The sequence below is a fragment of the Pseudoalteromonas sp. 3J6 genome, from assembly GCF_903995135.1.
GTDB lineage: Bacteria > Pseudomonadota > Gammaproteobacteria > Enterobacterales > Alteromonadaceae > Pseudoalteromonas.
In genome coordinates, this window is the sequence record NZ_LR877185.1 from 1,246,837 (window position 1) to 1,263,184 (window position 16,348).

Annotated in this window: 13 protein-coding genes; 3 read left to right on the forward strand and 10 right to left on the reverse strand. The window is 41.4% G+C overall.

Annotation, left to right across the window (positions count from 1 at the left end):
• Window positions 1-103: 103 nt before the first annotated feature.
• The 3 genes from hutH to hutC are packed head-to-tail and all read right to left on the reverse strand — an operon-like array spanning window position 104 to window position 4,059.
• A complete protein-coding gene (gene hutH, locus P3J6_RS05730; RefSeq protein ID WP_198522436.1) occupies window positions 104-1,636 on the reverse strand; it encodes a histidine ammonia-lyase in 1,533 nt (510 codons plus the stop codon).
• Window positions 1,633-3,312, reverse strand: a complete 1,680-nt coding sequence (gene hutU / locus P3J6_RS05735) for a urocanate hydratase (RefSeq protein WP_138569781.1) — start codon at window positions 3,310-3,312, stop codon at window positions 1,633-1,635. The genes hutH and hutU overlap by 4 nt, the downstream gene beginning before the upstream one ends.
• An 18-nt stretch (window positions 3,313-3,330) precedes the next feature.
• Window positions 3,331-4,059: a histidine utilization repressor gene (hutC, locus tag P3J6_RS05740; protein ID WP_198522437.1), complete on the reverse strand. Its 729-nt coding sequence runs from the start codon at window positions 4,057-4,059 to the stop codon at window positions 3,331-3,333.
• 110 nt (window positions 4,060-4,169) lie between these two features.
• On the opposite strand from hutC, the gene hutI reads away from it, so the two are divergent.
• Together hutI and P3J6_RS05750 are read left to right on the forward strand one after the other, a co-directional pair.
• The gene (gene hutI, locus P3J6_RS05745) at window positions 4,170-5,417 is read left to right on the forward strand and encodes an imidazolonepropionase (RefSeq protein WP_198522438.1); all 1,248 of its coding nucleotides are present in this window, start codon (window positions 4,170-4,172) and stop codon (window positions 5,415-5,417) included.
• A gap of 57 nt (window positions 5,418-5,474) precedes the next feature.
• The gene (locus tag P3J6_RS05750; RefSeq protein ID WP_178956827.1) at window positions 5,475-7,199 is read left to right on the forward strand and encodes a GGDEF domain-containing phosphodiesterase; all 1,725 of its coding nucleotides are present in this window, start codon (window positions 5,475-5,477) and stop codon (window positions 7,197-7,199) included.
• A gap of 7 nt (window positions 7,200-7,206) precedes the next feature.
• Here the strand turns inward: P3J6_RS05750 and P3J6_RS05755 are convergent, their stop codons facing one another.
• Both P3J6_RS05755 and rraA read right to left on the reverse strand, forming a co-directional pair.
• Window positions 7,207-8,256, reverse strand: a complete 1,050-nt coding sequence (locus P3J6_RS05755) for a formimidoylglutamase (RefSeq protein ID WP_198522439.1) — start codon at window positions 8,254-8,256, stop codon at window positions 7,207-7,209.
• Between the two features lies 1 nt (window position 8,257).
• A complete protein-coding gene (gene rraA / locus P3J6_RS05760; protein WP_008465762.1) occupies window positions 8,258-8,755 on the reverse strand; it encodes a ribonuclease E activity regulator RraA in 498 nt (165 codons plus the stop codon).
• Window positions 8,756-9,155: 400 nt separating this feature from the next.
• Between rraA and P3J6_RS05765 the strand changes: the two genes are divergently transcribed.
• The gene (locus tag P3J6_RS05765) at window positions 9,156-11,036 is read left to right on the forward strand and encodes a methyl-accepting chemotaxis protein (RefSeq protein WP_198522440.1); all 1,881 of its coding nucleotides are present in this window, start codon (window positions 9,156-9,158) and stop codon (window positions 11,034-11,036) included.
• A 71-nt stretch (window positions 11,037-11,107) separates the two neighbouring features.
• On the opposite strand, the gene P3J6_RS05770 is transcribed toward P3J6_RS05765, so the two are convergent.
• The 5 genes from P3J6_RS05770 to priA all read right to left on the reverse strand — a co-directional run bounded on the left by P3J6_RS05770 (window position 11,108) and on the right by priA (window position 16,216).
• Window positions 11,108-11,482, reverse strand: a complete 375-nt coding sequence (locus P3J6_RS05770; protein WP_138607214.1) for a gamma-butyrobetaine hydroxylase-like domain-containing protein — start codon at window positions 11,480-11,482, stop codon at window positions 11,108-11,110.
• Window positions 11,483-11,543: 61 nt separating this feature from the next.
• A complete protein-coding gene (gene hslU / locus P3J6_RS05775; RefSeq protein ID WP_198522441.1) occupies window positions 11,544-12,872 on the reverse strand; it encodes an HslU--HslV peptidase ATPase subunit in 1,329 nt (442 codons plus the stop codon).
• A 12-nt stretch (window positions 12,873-12,884) separates the two neighbouring features.
• Window positions 12,885-13,403, reverse strand: coding sequence for an ATP-dependent protease subunit HslV (gene hslV / locus P3J6_RS05780; protein ID WP_010390410.1), 519 nt, complete (start codon window positions 13,401-13,403; stop codon window positions 12,885-12,887).
• Window positions 13,404-13,484: 81 nt separating this feature from the next.
• On the reverse strand, window positions 13,485-14,012 hold the full coding sequence (locus P3J6_RS05785; RefSeq protein WP_178954708.1) for an SPOR domain-containing protein: 528 nt from the start codon (window positions 14,010-14,012) through the stop codon (window positions 13,485-13,487).
• Window positions 14,013-14,032: 20 nt separating this feature from the next.
• The gene (gene priA / locus P3J6_RS05790) at window positions 14,033-16,216 is read right to left on the reverse strand and encodes a primosomal protein N' (RefSeq protein ID WP_198522442.1); all 2,184 of its coding nucleotides are present in this window, start codon (window positions 16,214-16,216) and stop codon (window positions 14,033-14,035) included.
• Window positions 16,217-16,348: the final 132 nt, after the last annotated feature.

The following is a 16,348-nucleotide window of genomic DNA, read 5'->3' on the forward strand; positions in this document are numbered from 1 at the left end:
ATTTCGCCTTGTTTTCACTGGAAATCTCTGGCTAGAGAAAATAAACATAAATATCATATTGATTCAATACGTTAGTAAATCTCTTAACCAGAGTTCAGGCTATTTAATAAGAAGGTAAGGGCGAATCTTTTATAAAGTCGCACAACTTACCTTCACTTAGTAGTGTGTTAGCCGCTTCGATATCGGGAGCAAAGTAGCGGTCTTTATCGTAATAGCTAACATGTTGGCGTAGCAGTGCCTTCGCATTTTCTACCTGCTCACACGCATGTAGTGGCGCTCTAAATTCTAACCCTTGAGAAGCACTTAGCCACTCAACGGCTAACACGCCTTGCGTATTATTAGCCATATCAACTAAGCGCCTAGCGGCAAAGGTTGCCATAGAGACATGGTCTTCTTGGTTAGCTGAGGTCGGTAAGCTATCTACCGAGGCTGGGTGTGCTAGTGACTTGTTCTCAGAGGCGAGCGCAGCTGCGGTCACTTGAGCTATCATAAATCCTGAATTTACCCCACCGTTTTCAACTAAAAATGGCGGCAATTTTGATAAATTAGAGTCAATCAGTAGGGCAATACGTCGCTCAGCTAAGGCGCCAATTTCGGCAATGGCAATCGCAAGATTATCAGCGGCCATAGCAACGGGCTCAGCATGAAAGTTTCCACCTGAAATAATATCCCCCACATCGGCAAAAACGAGTGGGTTATCGGTTACCCCGTTTGATTCACATATTAATACTTCGGCGGCTTGGCGTATTTGGGTTAAGCACGCACCAAGTACTTGCGGTTGGCAACGCAGGCAATAAGGGTCTTGTACTTTTTCACAATTAATATGTGAGTCACTAATTTGTGAGTGGGTACTTAATAGTTCTCTAAATACGTGCGCGGTATCAATTTGCCCTTGTTGACCACGAACCTCATGAATACGTGCATCAAATGGTGCGCGACTGCCCATGGCGGCCTCAATACTGATAGAGCCTATTACACAGCTTTGTGCGTACAAGTCTTCGGCTCTAAATAAGCCCTGCAGTGCAAATGCAGTAGAGGCTTGCGTGCCATTTAATAAGGCTAAGCCCTCTTTGGCGGCTAATGTCAGTGGCTCAAGCCCTGCAATTTTTAACCCCTGTTCTGCGCTTATTAGCTCTCCTTGGTAGCGCATTTTCCCTTCACCCAATAAAGGCAGGCACATATGAGCAAGGGGGGCTAAATCGCCCGAAGCGCCCACTGAGCCCTTTTTAGGCACGCATGGGTACACTTCATTTTTGAGTAGCTGTATAAAAAACTCAATGACTGCTAAACGAATACCAGAATAACCCCGTGATAAAGAATTTACTTTTAGGGTGATCATTAATCTGACCGTGCTGTCATCCATTAATTCGCCAATGCCCGCAGCGTGTGAAAGCACAATACTGCGTTGTAATAGTTCTAGCTCATCATTCGCTATTTTAGTATTGGCTAATAAACCAAAGCCGGTATTAATACCATATATAGTACGCTGCTCGTTTATTACGTCTTGAACGGTTTGCGCGCTGGCTGCTATTTGTGTGACGGACTCAGTTGCCAAAGTTAAATCTACGGCCGATTGATTAATTTTTCTTAAGGTATTTAATTCAAGCTGACCCGGTGTGAGTGTGTATGAAATCATGACTTATCCTTGTTAAGCATAGGTAGGTCTAGGTTTTGTTGTTGTGCACAGTTTTTTGCAATGTCATAACCAGCATCGGCATGGCGCATTACACCGGTAGCGGGATCGTTCCACAGCACTCTAGCAAGGCGTTGCTCTGCTTCATCGGTACCATCGGCAACAATAACTACACCTGAATGCTGGCTAAAGCCCATTCCAACGCCGCCACCATGATGAAGCGATACCCAAGTAGCACCGCCAGCGGTATTGAGCAGGGCATTTAAAAGTGGCCAATCAGAGACAGCATCGGAGCCATCTTGCATGCTCTCTGTTTCACGATTAGGACTAGCTACTGAGCCTGAGTCAAGATGATCGCGGCCAATAACTACTGGTGCTTTAAGTTCACCATTTTTAACCATTTCATTAAAGGCAACCGCTAAACGCGCGCGGTCTTTTAAGCCAACCCAACAAATACGTGCAGGCAAGCCTTGAAATTGAATTCGCTCACGCGCCATATCAAGCCAATTATGCAAATGCTTATCATCAGGAATGAGCTCTTTTACTTTTGCGTCTGTTTTGTAAATATCTTCGGGATCGCCCGATAGTGCTACCCATCTAAATGGGCCAATGCCTTCACAAAATAATGGACGAATATAAGCAGGCACAAATCCAGGGAAATCAAAAGCATTTGCTACGCCTTCTTCGAGCGCCATTTGACGAATATTGTTGCCGTAGTCGGTAGTTGCTGCGCCCGCATCTTGCAGTGCCAGCATCGCTGTTACTTGAACAGCCATTGACTGTTTGGCCGCTTTTACCACTGCTTGTGGATTATCGATTCGCATTTTTGCTGCATGCTCCATACTCCAACCTTGTGGCAGGTAGCCGTTAAGCGGATCATGAGCAGAGGTTTGATCGGTGACTATATCGGGAGTAATACCACTTTTTACTAAGGTACTAAAAACATCAGCCGCGTTACCAAGTAAACCCACAGAAAGCGCTTCACCTTTTACACAGGCATCGGTTATTAATTTTAATGCATGCTCAAGATCTGTCGCTTTTACATCGACGTACCCTGTTTTTATTCGAAAATCGATACGGCTTTCATCACATTCCACCACTAAGGCACTAAAGCCAGCCATGGTTGCAGCTAATGGTTGTGCTCCGCCCATTCCTCCCAGGCCACCTGTTAACACCCACTTACCTTTGGCATCGCCTGAAAAATGTTGTTTTGCCATAGCTACAAAGGTTTCGTAAGTGCCTTGAACAATCCCTTGAGAACCAATATAAATCCAAGAGCCAGCGGTCATTTGGCCGTACATCATCAAGCCTTTTTTATCTAACTCGTTAAAATGTTCCCAGTTAGCCCAATGCGGAACAAGGTTAGAATTTGCAATTAATACCCGCGGTGCGTTGCTATGAGTTTTAAATACCCCCACCGGTTTACCTGATTGCACTAATAGGGTTTCGTCATCGTCAAGGCGCTCAAGCGTCTCAATTATTTTGTCGTAGCTTGGCCAGTCACGGGCAGCACGGCCAATGCCGCCATACACCACCAAAGCTTGCGGGTGCTCGGCAACATCAGGGTCTAAATTATTCATTAGCATGCGTTTAGCTGCTTCGGTTTGCCAGCTTTTAGTAGATATTTGATTACCATGCTGTGCGCGAATTGTGCGTTGTGTGTCCAGTCGATGATCCATTATTCACTCCTGTTAAATTTAAGCGTTATGGGCTTTATTATTGTTTTTAAATGTTAATTGTCCGCCCAAGCGGTACTTACTGCCTGGCGATATAAGTCGTGCAAAACTAACAATTCCGTTTACCGACCAAGTACGGCGTATTACTTGTAAACAGGGCTCTTCGTTATATAAATTAAGCCATTGGCACATTTCACTATTTGGCGTAATAGCCTCTACCGTATGCCTCGCTTGCGTTAAAGGAGCAACTGTTGATAAGTATTCGTGCGGGGTAAGGGCGGTAAAATCTTGTTGTAAATAATCTTTTGCAAGGGGCGGATTTACAAAGCGCTCCTCAACTTGTAAGGGGCTGCCGTTTTCATTATGAATAATGACACTGCGATACACCACGCTATCTACCTCTACACCTAAAGCAATTGCAATTGGCGCGACGGCATTAATCGATTCTAATACTTGCACTGTGCAGCTGTAGTTTCCGTTTCGCTCTTTTACTTCATTGGCGATGTTTTTTATTTCAAGTAATGACGACTGAGACTTGAAGCTTGCTACAAACGTTCCTAGACCTTGGCTACGGGTTAAAATGCCGGCATCAGTGAGTTCGCTAAGTGCCCGACGTGCGGTCATTCTGCTTACTGTAAATTGTTTTGCTAGTTCATTTTCTGAAGGGACACGTTGGTTTTCAAGCCAAAGCCCACTGCGTATTTTGTCCACAATAAATTGTTTTATTTGCGTAAACTTAGGTGCTGGCATAAATATTTTTAGTATATTAAAAATAAACAATACCTAGTAAGATGGCATAATCATCTTGTATATACAAGATGTGTTTTTAAACTCGTTTGAACACTATCGCGGAGAGACTTATGCAAGCTACAGAATCCACAGAACAGTTAAATGATATCGATTTATTACTCACCGATGCCAATATTGCCACTATGGATAGCAACATTGATGCGCCTTATGGAGCGATAGAAAATGCGGCTTTAGCAATTAAAAATGGCAAAATAGCATGGTTAGGTAAGCAAACTGAGTTGCCTGACTTTGATGTATTAGCCACTCCGGTAGTAAGTATCAAAGGACAGTGGTTAACCCCGGGTTTAGTGGATTGCCATACTCACTTAGTGTTTGCCGGTTCTCGTGCACAGGAGTTTGAACAGCGTTTACAGGGGGTAAGTTATCAGCAAATTGCCGCGCAAGGGGGTGGGATTGCAAGTACAGTTAAAGCAACCCGAGAGGCTGACCACGAACAATTATTTGTAGCAGCAAAAGATCGTTTAAATGCACTGCTAGCTGAAGGTGTCACTACGGTAGAAATTAAGTCAGGGTACGGGCTTGATATAGAAAATGAGAAAAAAATATTAGAAGTCGCTAGGCTTTTAAATCAACATCATCCTATTGAAGTCATTAATACCTTTTTAGGCGCGCATGCATTGCCTTTAGAGTTTAAAAATCGCAGTGATGATTATATAAATTTAGTATGTAATGAAATGCTCAACACACTTGTTGATCATGATTTAGTCGATGCGGTTGACGTGTTTTGTGAGGATATTGGCTTTAGTTATGCGCAAACGCAGCGAGTATTTGATGCGGCTAAAAAGCTGGGGTTAGCAATTAAGTGTCATGCTGAGCAGTTATCCAATCAACAAGGTGCTGCGCTGGTGGCGCAATACAATGGTTTGTCGGCCGATCATTTGGAATATCTTGATGAAGCCGGTGTTAAAGCTATGGCAAATGCAGGTACTGTGGCGGTATTACTGCCCGGTGCTTTTTATTTTTTAAAAGAAACGAAATACCCTCCGATTGAACTGTTAAATAAATACAAGGTTCCCATCGCAATTGCCAGTGATTTTAACCCCGGCACATCACCGTTATGTTCTTTGCAATTAATGATGAATATGGCTTGTACATTATTTAATTTTACTCCAGAGCAAGCATTAATGGGAGTCACTGCACACGGAGCTCAGGCTCTTGGTTTTACTGATAGAGGCGTATTAAAAGTAGGTGCTCGCGCTGATATAGCACATTGGCAAATTGAGCATCCAGCACAATTAAGTTATCAGTTTGGGGTAAATAAACTGTTAAATCTATGGATATTGGGTAAACTTAGCTAATTATAAGACTTAACTCTTAAGCCTATGTTTTATTTAATGTCAGTGAGTACCTCAGCTATGGATGGAACGTTATTGAGCTATAGCAATTTAGCTATTTTTTTAAGTGGTGCACTTTTAATGGCAATGGTTGCAGCGTTGTTAACCGTTAAAAGTAACGTAATAAGGCTCAGCTTTTTATACACTGGGCTGATTGGTTTAGCTATGGTTAGCACTGCCATCCCTTGGTTTGTTTTGTTATTGGCTCTGGGATTTGCTTTTCATTTATATCAGGCGAATTTGCTAAAGCAAAAAGTCCCGTTACTTATCAGTGCCTGTGCCTCAGGCGGGCTTGTTTTATTATTTACAGGTTACCTCTTTTTTACATTGCATTTAGCGTGGTTACTTATTCCAATTTTACTACTCAGTAGCAGTGGTTTTTTAATGGCTAATACGCCGCAGACTGCTCCAACTTTAAAGCCAGAAACCGAGCCTGAAGCGTATGTTGAAAACTCACCCTTAGCCAGCTTCCCTGATAAACAGCAGTTACGTCAAAAATATAATGAACTCAATGATAAGGATCCATTTACAGCAGCAATCATTGTACTGAGGCTAGAAGGTTTTGCTCAAGTTAATCAACATATTGGCCGAGATTTTGGCGACTTATTATTATCTCAGTCGGCCAATCGAATAAAAGATTTATTAGATAGCGATGAAGTTTTTTTTCTTGCTGAGCATGCTAAATTAGCGCACTTGGGTGGGTTAAACTTTGCATTTATTTGTGATTTACAAAATCATAATCATTTACATCAACAGCTTATAAAGCAAATTATTGGCGCTACCTTAAAGCCGTTTAATGTAGCTAATTGTACGATTGAAGTAAAAGTAAGAGCCAGTTATGTACATTGTAATAAACAAAGCAGCAGCTTTGATGAGCTAATTAGTCATGCTTACTTGGCGCTTGATAGTCGGCCAGCTAAACAAATTGTGGCTTATCATCAGCAAATGACGACTGATCATTTAGAGCAGCAAGCGCGATTAACTGAGCTGGCGAATATCAGCTTTGCTGATGAGTTCGAATTGTTTTTTCAACCGGTTATTCGAAATGAAGATGGCCAAATTGAATTTTTAGAATTGCTATTACGCTGGCAGCATCCAACCCAAGGGACTTTATCGGCGAGCCAGTTTATCAACGATATTAGAATTGCAGGGCTTGGTTACTCACTTGCGACCTTTGTTATTGAACGAGCTGGAGAGCTTGCCATGGCACTGCGTATGGAAGGAATGAGGGTGCCTTTAAGTGTTAACTTATTTGGCCCAGAAATGCTCAACGAAGAGTTTGTTGATTTTGTTTATGGGGTTATCGGTGAGCACCAACTTAGGCCTGGTGATTTAATTTTAGAATGTCCGCTACACATTTTTACTAGCCTAGATGATAAAGGTAGAGCCATGATAGCAAGACTTAACAGCTTAGGTTTAAAAGTGTGCGTTGATGGTTTAGGTGATAATCCTGTATTACTTTCTAAGTTACCTAGTTTAGCGGTGGCATACATTAAAATATCGCCTGCATTAACTGCTGACTTTAGTAATCAAAACAACATACGTAGTTTAGTAGGTGGTATGGTTGAAATGCATAACCAGCAACAGACGAAAGTTATTTTTGAAGGTGTTGAAACACTCGATCAACTAAAGTTTGTAAAAAGTCTAAAAGCCTACGCTTCACAGGGATACTATTTTGGACACCCATTGAGCAGTTTAGGATTAATGAGTTGGTTTAAGCAATGGTTAGAAGCACAAGAACTTTAAGTGTGTTTTAAAGGCTTAGTTTTGTCTGTAAATAGGTATTAACTAAAGCACTGATCACTTGGCCACACTGTAATTTACCTGCAGTTATAGAATGGGGGTGTTGTGAAGGTGCTGCTTCGCATAAGTGTAAATAAGCACTGCGGGGATCGCTTGCAGCTAAGTAAACATAATGCTCACCATCGCTGACATCAAAACCACAATAATTAAAGGCACTTGCAGGCATATAGGTTAAGCTATCTAAATCAACCTCTACCCCTAGCGGTGCGTTATCAAACTCTTTGAGTGCATGGGCAGTTGCTTCAGTTAAGTTTATTTCGCGCTTCACGTTTATTGTTTGGTAGCTTGTGTAGCTAAAGTTAGCGCTCTGCATAGCATCAAAAATAGGCTGATTGTTTTTTAGCTCATGTAAGCCAATAACATGGTAATTATTGAGCAGCTGCTCTTGATAAGCGTAGCGAAACCCATTACCACTGTGCCTACCTTCACACTCACGAAAGTCGGCATGAGGATCTAAATTAATCGCGTTAATTGCGCTATGGCTATGTTTGGCAAGTGAGCGAATAATACCCAAACAGTTATTGTGTCCGCCGCCAATAATAATAGGTTCAAGGCCCGCTTTAAAGACCATGTCTAAAATTGCTTCAACTCGCTCATCTATTTCAGCGCACAGCTTACGCAATTGAGCTAAGTCGTTTGGATTATGATTATCAAGCGGTAGTGCTTGTTGCATTAAATCATCGAGGGTGACTTCGCCAAGCAGTAATACTTTTTGCATGGCAATAGCGTCATTGTGAGGTTGGTTTAAAAAGCGTTGTAAAAACGCAGGCCAAGCATGCTGTGCGCCACCATTTCCTAGATTGGCTCTCGGGCCAATGTCTTCACAAATCCCGAGTAAAACAAAGCGCATACCAAATTGTACGGCATCAGCAAGTGCTTGTTGAATATTGTCGCGGGCATCAAGTAATGCCATCGACTGCCATGCTTTTAGCTCTCCAGCACGGTCAGAGCAAATTTCCTTTACCGTGCTTTCGTCGTATAGTTTAAGGTGAACGGTCACGCTACAGTTCTATTATTTCTAGCTCTAATTCTTCAGCTGAAAGCACAATACCGGTACTGTCAGCATATACAAAGTCATCATCAAAAAATGATACGCCAGCGAAATTAACCCCTATACCGCTTTCGCCCGCGCCTTCACTGTCTGCTGCAACAGGAATTGACGCAATAGCTTGAATACCTAAATCAAGTTCTTCAAGCTCATCAACGTGACGTAATGCACCATATACGATAATGCCTTGCCAATTGTTTTCTAGTGCCAGCTCAGCCAGCTCAATGTCGATTAATGCTCTGCGAGTTGAGCCGCCACCATCAATAAGTAAAATCTGATCAGTACCATCTTGAGAAAGTAATTGGCGGATCAGTTCATTGTTTTCAAAACATTTTACCGTTTTAATGCGGCCACCAAAACTGTGTCGACCACCAAAGTTGATGAACATAGGTTCAAGCACATCAACCACATCAGCAAAGTGGTCGCATAAATCAGAAGTGCTGTAATCCATTATTTTATCCTCAAAAGATACATAAGTTAGTGACTCAGTATACCCTCCTTATATGCAATAACAACGACTTAATCGCAGTAAATTTAGCCATAATTAGAACTAAATCAACTATAAGAATAATAATTCTTTCATAAACTTGTCATTTCCCCACAACAAGATTATAAACAGGTGTATTGCATCCATGATGCGGCTGAACCATTTTCACCTTCAGTGGCAAGAGTTGTAAAATTGAGTAATACTGTGGTTAGGCCAATGGTTTTATATTGTCCATTTGTTTAAAAGGAGTTTGTTAATGGTTAGACTTTACCGGCGACCCTTTTTATTTGTTCAAACTTAATGAGTTAAATGAAAGAAAGCATCACTTTATACTGCGCTGGCAAATTTAATATAGGTATTTACAATGAATTTTCTACAAAATCTGACGATAAAACGCCGTTTGCAACTAAACGCCTTAGTTGTAGGTTTAACAATGATTGTCATGCTATGCATCATAATTTATGAAGCACGTGTGATGCTTAAATTAAATGAAACAATTCAATACGCCGAAGAGCTTGATGTGCATGAGCTTTCGATGCGTAAATATGAAAAAGACTTTTTATTTTATAAAGATGAAAAAAGCTTAGATTTATTCACTAATGAATATAAACAGCTGCAGCTCAAACTAGGGAAACTATCTGCTTTATCAAAAGATTTAGATATTGCCATTGATCAGGTTAACCAATTTGAGGTGCTTGCAAAGCAGTATTATGATGACTTTCAAATTGTTGTTAATTTGCAACGGAAGATAGGTTTACATCCTAAAGATGCGCTTTATGGCGAACTGCGTAAGTCAGTACACAACATTGAAACATTATTGAATCAGCAAAATGATTATAAATTACTGACCACCATGTTGCAGCTACGCCGCGCTGAGAAAGATTTTATGTTGCGTTTAGATACCAAATATTTAGACCGATTTAATAAATTAGGTGATGAGTTAAAACAACAAGTAAATACCTCAGAAATACCTAGTAATATACGCAATCAATTAACTTCATTAATGACCAATTACCAAGGCAAATTTACCGCACTAGTTGAAGCACAAATCGCTTTAGGGGTTGATTTAGATTCGGGTGCTCTTGGAAAAATGAGAGTCAGTATTAAGAAAAGTGATGATGTGGTGACTGCCATTACTTCGGCCACTAAAAAACAAGTTGCTGAGACGGCCCAGCAGGCGCAATTATTGGCAATAGCCATATTTATAATTGCCAGTGTGATTGTGATGGTTCTTGTGTACTTAACGAGTCGCTCAATTATTCAGCCTATTGAGAGGGTTTATCAAACTATTGACAAGATAAGAAAAAACAATGATTTAAGCTTATTCATAGAGCACAAAGGAGAAGATGAAGTCACTAGGATGACCATAGATTTTAATAGCTTGATTAGCGACTTTAAAGATCTTATCTATGAAGTAAATACTGCTCTAACAACGCTTAATATAGCAACGGGTAACTTATCTGAAACAACCTCAGCAACTAGTTCTGGCATGCAAGAGCAATTGCATGAAGCGGACATGGTGGCAACGGCAGCCACAGAAATGCAAGCTACCATTCAAGACATTTCACATAATACAGAAGCTGCTGCTAAAAAAGCTGAATCAACCAATTTAAGTGCGCAACAAGGTCAAGTTGAAGTAGAGTCAACCATTAAACATATTAATGCTTTGTCTGATTCGCTTGGTAAAGCCTCCAGCGTGGTGTCACAGCTAGAAAAAGATGGTGAAACCATTGGCTCTGTACTTGATGTAATTCGTGCCATTGCAGAACAAACTAATTTACTTGCCTTAAATGCGGCCATTGAAGCCGCGAGAGCGGGTGAACAAGGTCGTGGTTTTGCGGTTGTTGCAGATGAGGTGCGCTCACTTGCACAACGCACACAAGAGTCAACTAGCGAAATTGAGGGTATTATTAACACCTTACAACAGCGTACCCAAGAGGTAGTAAGTATCATGCATCAGTGTCGTACTCAAGGTGGTGAGAGTGCAACACAAGCAACAAAAGCGGGTGAATTGCTAGGAGCTATCACTGTTGATGTGCAAACGATTATGGAAATGAGTACACATATTGCTACTGCTATTGATGAACAGAGCCAGGTAGCATCAGAGGTTAATAAAAACGTAGTCCGTATTCGAGATATTGCTGAAGGGGCTGCTGCTCATTCACAAACGAATGCGCAAACAAGTGAAGAGGTATCTGAGCAATCAAGGGTGCTTCATCAAGCAATCTCAAAATATAAAGTTTAATTATCCATAGAAACGAGCGGCTTAATTGCCGCTTGTTTGTTATTAACGAAGCAGAAGCATCATAACTGACGCTAAGGTACAAATTTTATTGGTACGCTATCTTTGTTATTTTCATGTTGTTTAACACGTTCTAAATAAGTGTCCCACAACTTAGTATGTTCGGCTTGTAACTTAGCCAAATATTGCCAGCTAAACAACCCGCTGTTGTGCCCGTCGTCAAACTCTAAACGCAACGCGTAATGCCCTACGGGTGTAATGCTTTTAATGCCCACTGTTTGTTTATTAAGTACTAACTTCATAGGCTCAGAGCCATGGCCTTGCACCTCGGCTGAGGGAGAGTGAACCCGTAAAAATTCAGTACTGAAGGTTGCGTCTGAATGATCATCAAAAAACACATCTAAATTTTTACTTACACTATGATAGTGCACTTTAGTTACTTGTTTCATCGTCATCTCACTTACAAAAAAGCCTCCATGCTGGAGGCTTTTAGTATACATTAAACGGCTGTTAAAGAATAAAGCGGCTTAAGTCTTCATCTTCAACCAGCGCACCTAGGTGCTTTTCAACATAGGCAGCGTCAATAACTAAACTTGAACCCGCTTTTTCAGAAGCATCATATGAAATTTCTTCCATTAATCTTTCCATAACAGTATGCAGACGGCGAGCACCGATGTTTTCGGTTTTCTCATTAACCTGCCAAGCGGCTTTAGCAATTCGCTCAATTGCATCGTCGCTAAATTCAACAGCGACTTGCTCTGTTTTGAGTAGCTCGCGTTGTTGCTCCGTAAGTGATGCGTGTGGCTCAGTTAAAATGCGCTTAAAGTCATCGGCTGTGAGTGCTTCAAGTTCAACACGAATAGGTAAACGGCCTTGTAACTCCGGGATCATGTCTGATGGTTTAGACATCTGGAATGCACCTGAGGCAATAAATAGCATATGGTCAGTTTTGACCATGCCATGCTTAGTGTTTACTGTAGAACCTTCAATAAGCGGTAGTAAATCACGTTGTACACCTTCACGGCTTACATCTGGGCCTGAGGCTTCACCGCGCTTACAGATTTTGTCGATTTCGTCAATAAACACAATGCCGTTTTGCTCTACAGCAAAAATTGCCTGCTCTTTTAATTCTTCAGGGTTAACTAATTTTCCGGCTTCTTCTTCGGTAAGTAGTTTAAATGCTTCTTTAATTTTAAGCTTACGTTTAGTGCGTTTATCACCACCCATATTTTGAAACATGCCCTGTAGCTGGTTGGTCATTTCTTCCATACCAGGAGGAGCCATAATTTCAACATTCGGTTGAGCTTGGGCTAAATCAATATCGATTTCTTTGTCATCTAGCTGGCCTTCGCGTAATTTTTTACGAAACGATTGACGTGTCGATGAGCTTTCATCGCGCTGAACTTCCCCATACTGATCTTTCACTGGAGGTAGTAATACATCTAAAATACGCTCTTCAGCGGCTTCTTCTGCACGGTGTTTAAACTTTTTGGTTTGTTGTTCACGGGTCATTTTGATTGAAACGTCGACTAAATCACGGATGATAGTTTCAACTTCTTTACCTACATAACCTACTTCTGTGAATTTAGTGGCTTCCACTTTAATAAAGGGGGCATTAGCCAGTTTTGCTAATCGACGCGCAATTTCCGTTTTACCTACACCAGTAGGGCCAATCATTAAAATATTCTTTGGCGTTACTTCTGCACGTAAATCTTCGTTTAACTGCATACGGCGCCAGCGATTACGAAGGGCAATAGCAACCGCTTTTTTTGCTTTTGCTTGACCAATAATATGTTGGTCTAGCTCATGAACAATTTCTCTTGGGGTCATATCAGACATAGCGGGTTCCTATTACAATTCTTCGATAGTTTGGAAGTTATTCGTAAATACACAGATGTTGCCAGCAATTGTAAGACTTTTCTCTACAATTTCATGGGCACTTAAGTCGGTATTTTCTAATAAGGCGGTTGCAGCAGATTGTGCAAAGTTTCCGCCGCTACCAATTGCGATCAGGTCGTTTTCAGGTTGTACGACGTCACCATTACCAGTGATGATCAATGAGGCAGTTTCATCAGCAACAGCTAGCAGGGCTTCAAGTTTGCGTAAGGCACGATCGCTACGCCAATCTTTAGCCATTTCTACAGCCGCTTTAGTTAGATTGCCTTGGTGCATTTCTAATTTGCTTTCAAAACGTTCGAAAAGGGTGAAGGCATCAGCAGTACCGCCAGCGAAACCAGCGATTACTTTGCCATTATAAAGACGTCGAACTTTTCGGGCATTGCCCTTCATTACAGTATTACCAAGGGAGACTTGGCCGTCACCACCAATAACAACTTTGTCATCACGGCGTACACTTACGATTGTAGTCATGTTATTCCTCACCATCGCGCTGCAAGGGGGCAGCGCGTAAAAAACGATTATGAAGAGGTTATATGGGTGAATGGTTTAAATTCAAGTCCAGCCCCAAATTCCGCAGCCAACGATATTAATTCGTTTTAGTTTGTTCTTATCACTTTCTGCTTGGCGCTTGGTTTCATAAGGCCCTAAACGCACCTTATACCAAATACCATTAGTACCTGTGGTTTTTTTGATCTCTGAAATTAGCCCAGCAAAGGCTATTTTAGCCTTTAAGGTTTCAGCTTGTTGATGCGTTTTAAATGAACCACACTGCATAACATAAGGGCCTTTTTGTTCAAGTTCTTTCACTTCAACTTGAATTTCATGCTCTTTAATTTCTTTAATAAATTTAGGTGGTCGCGGTTTAGCTATTTCTACTTGTTTTTCGGCTGTTGGGTTTGCTTGTTTTTCAACAAGATCAGGATCGGCATTATTTTTAACAAACCAGAGTCCATATGCAAAGCCACCCACAAGTACTAGTGCAATCAGGGTTAATAACAGCGGAAAAGGTTTTTTAGCCGGTTCTTGTTTGGTATTTTTTCTATTTTTTGGTTTTTTATTAATATAATCGTGCTGTGCCATGGTGTTATGTGTGGCCTTACCTAAATCATGTCTGTAGGGTCTACGTCTAAACTCCAGCGAACTTTTTGAGCTAGTTTACTGGTGCTGAGATAATCAACCATTTGTGCAAGATACGGATGTAAAATGCGTCGATCTTGCGCTTGAATATGTAATTGAAAACGATACATCCCCGCAATCTTTTCTAAAGGCGCAGGGATAGGTCCAAGCAATTGTATACCAGATACCCCATTGACAGGAACCAAATCCGTTAGAAAGTCGACGACTTGCTTAATGTTATGTCCCTGTGCACGAACTATTGCCATACTGGTGATTGGTGGTAACTGCGCGTCACTTCGTTCAGTGAGCGCAAAGCGGGCAAAATCTTGATAGCCGTTATTAACTAAATCTTGTAATAATGGGTGCTCAGGGAAGTGTGTTTGTAATAATACTTCACCGGGCTCACCAGAACGTCCAGCTCTGCCTGCAACCTGAGTCACTAATTGAGCAAGGTGTTCTGTTGCCCTAAAGTCACACGAATATAAACCACTATCTACATCTAAAATGAGTACTAAGCTTACATCCGCAAAGTGGTGGCCTTTGGCCAGCATTTGCGTACCGACTAAAATGCGTGCGCCACCTTGGTTTATTTCATCCAATGCTTTTTCAAGGCTGCCTTTGCGCCTCGTAGAGTCACGGTCTATTCGGCTAATTGGGATGTCTTTAAATTCAGTACTCAAAAATTCTTCTATTTGTTCGGTGCCTTTGCCGTTAGGAAATATCTGCGTGCTTCCACAGTCAGGGCATTGATGCGGTACTTGATATTGGTCACCACAATGGTGGCAAATCATCTGACCGATGGCTTTATGAAAGGTTGCACTCGTGCTGCAGCGATTACATTCACTTAACCAACCACACTCATGACATATTAAAGTGGGCGAAAAACCACGGCGGTTTAAAAATACCATTACCTGCTTACCTTTATTCAGGTGCTGGCGCATTATCGCTAAGCTCGCATGGGCAATACCCGCTTGATCAGGCTGACCTTTCATGTCGAGAAGCTTAAATTGATTATCGGTGGCCGTTTGTGCACGCTCACTTAATGTGAGTAACTGGTATTTGTTATTAATTGCTTTGTGCAGTGTTTCTAATGCGGGAGTCGCACTGCCTAAAATAAGCGGGATATTTTGCTGATATGCGCGATACGCTGCTAAATCGCGTGCATGATAGCGTAGAGTATCTTGTTGTTTAAATGAAGCATCATGCTCCTCATCAACCACAATCATCCCGAGTTTTAAAAAGGGTAGAAAAATACTCGAACGAGTACCTATAACGATAGCACAACTGCCTTTTTCACAAAACCGCCATGTTTGCAGACGCTCGTTATCGGTGAGCGCTGAATGCCATAGCATAATTGGCGTGTCAGGGAAGCGACGTCTAAAACGATTCACTGTTTGTGGTGTTAAACCTATTTCTGGAACAAGCACTAACGCTTGCTCTCCACGTTTTAACACCTCTTCAAGACACTGTAGGTAAACTTCTGTTTTACCGCTACCCGTGACACCTTCAAGTAAAAAACTATTAAAACCAGCACTTTGATTTATAGTAGTACAAGCAATTGCTTGTTCTTTATTTAAGCGAGGCTTAGTGCCCACAGTAGGAGAGGCATGTTGCCATTGATTGTCATGTTCAATGGTTTGCACTATCAGTTCTTTTGCTAATAGGCTATCAATAGTCTTTTTATTAAACCCGAGGGCTTTTAGTTCCGTTAATGATGATTTACCCGATGCAGATAATTGCTTAAGCAAGTTAAGCTGTGTTTTAGCTTTTAAAGATGGTAAAAGCGCCCCTTTATCAGTTAACGTCAGCATATTTATACTGGTTTTATCAGGGCATTCACCTTGGCGCAGCGCATTGGGGAGTGCAATATGAATAGTTTCACCTAGTGGATAACAATAATAACGCGCAGTAAACTTCAGCAGCTCCAAATGTTGCGCAGATAACACCGGCGAATTATCAATTACTTCAATAATAGATTTGATTTTGCCTTCAGGAACTTCTGTATCGGTTTTTAAACTAAGGATAACCGCTACTTTTCGTTGATTGCCAAAAGGGACGAGTACGCGCATGCCAGGCTGCAATTTAGTCAGCGGTGTTAATTGCTCATCCACTTTATAATCAAAGGTGCGAGGTAAGGGGACTTTTATTGCAACTTCAACAAAACACATAACAACTCAACTAAGAAACCTAATAGCCTAATGTACTAAAAATAGTATTAAAAGCCTACCGACAAATCAGTAATCAATAGGTGTTTGCAGACTTTTTAGTAAAAAGAATAATTAAAGCTTGTGTGCGTGCGG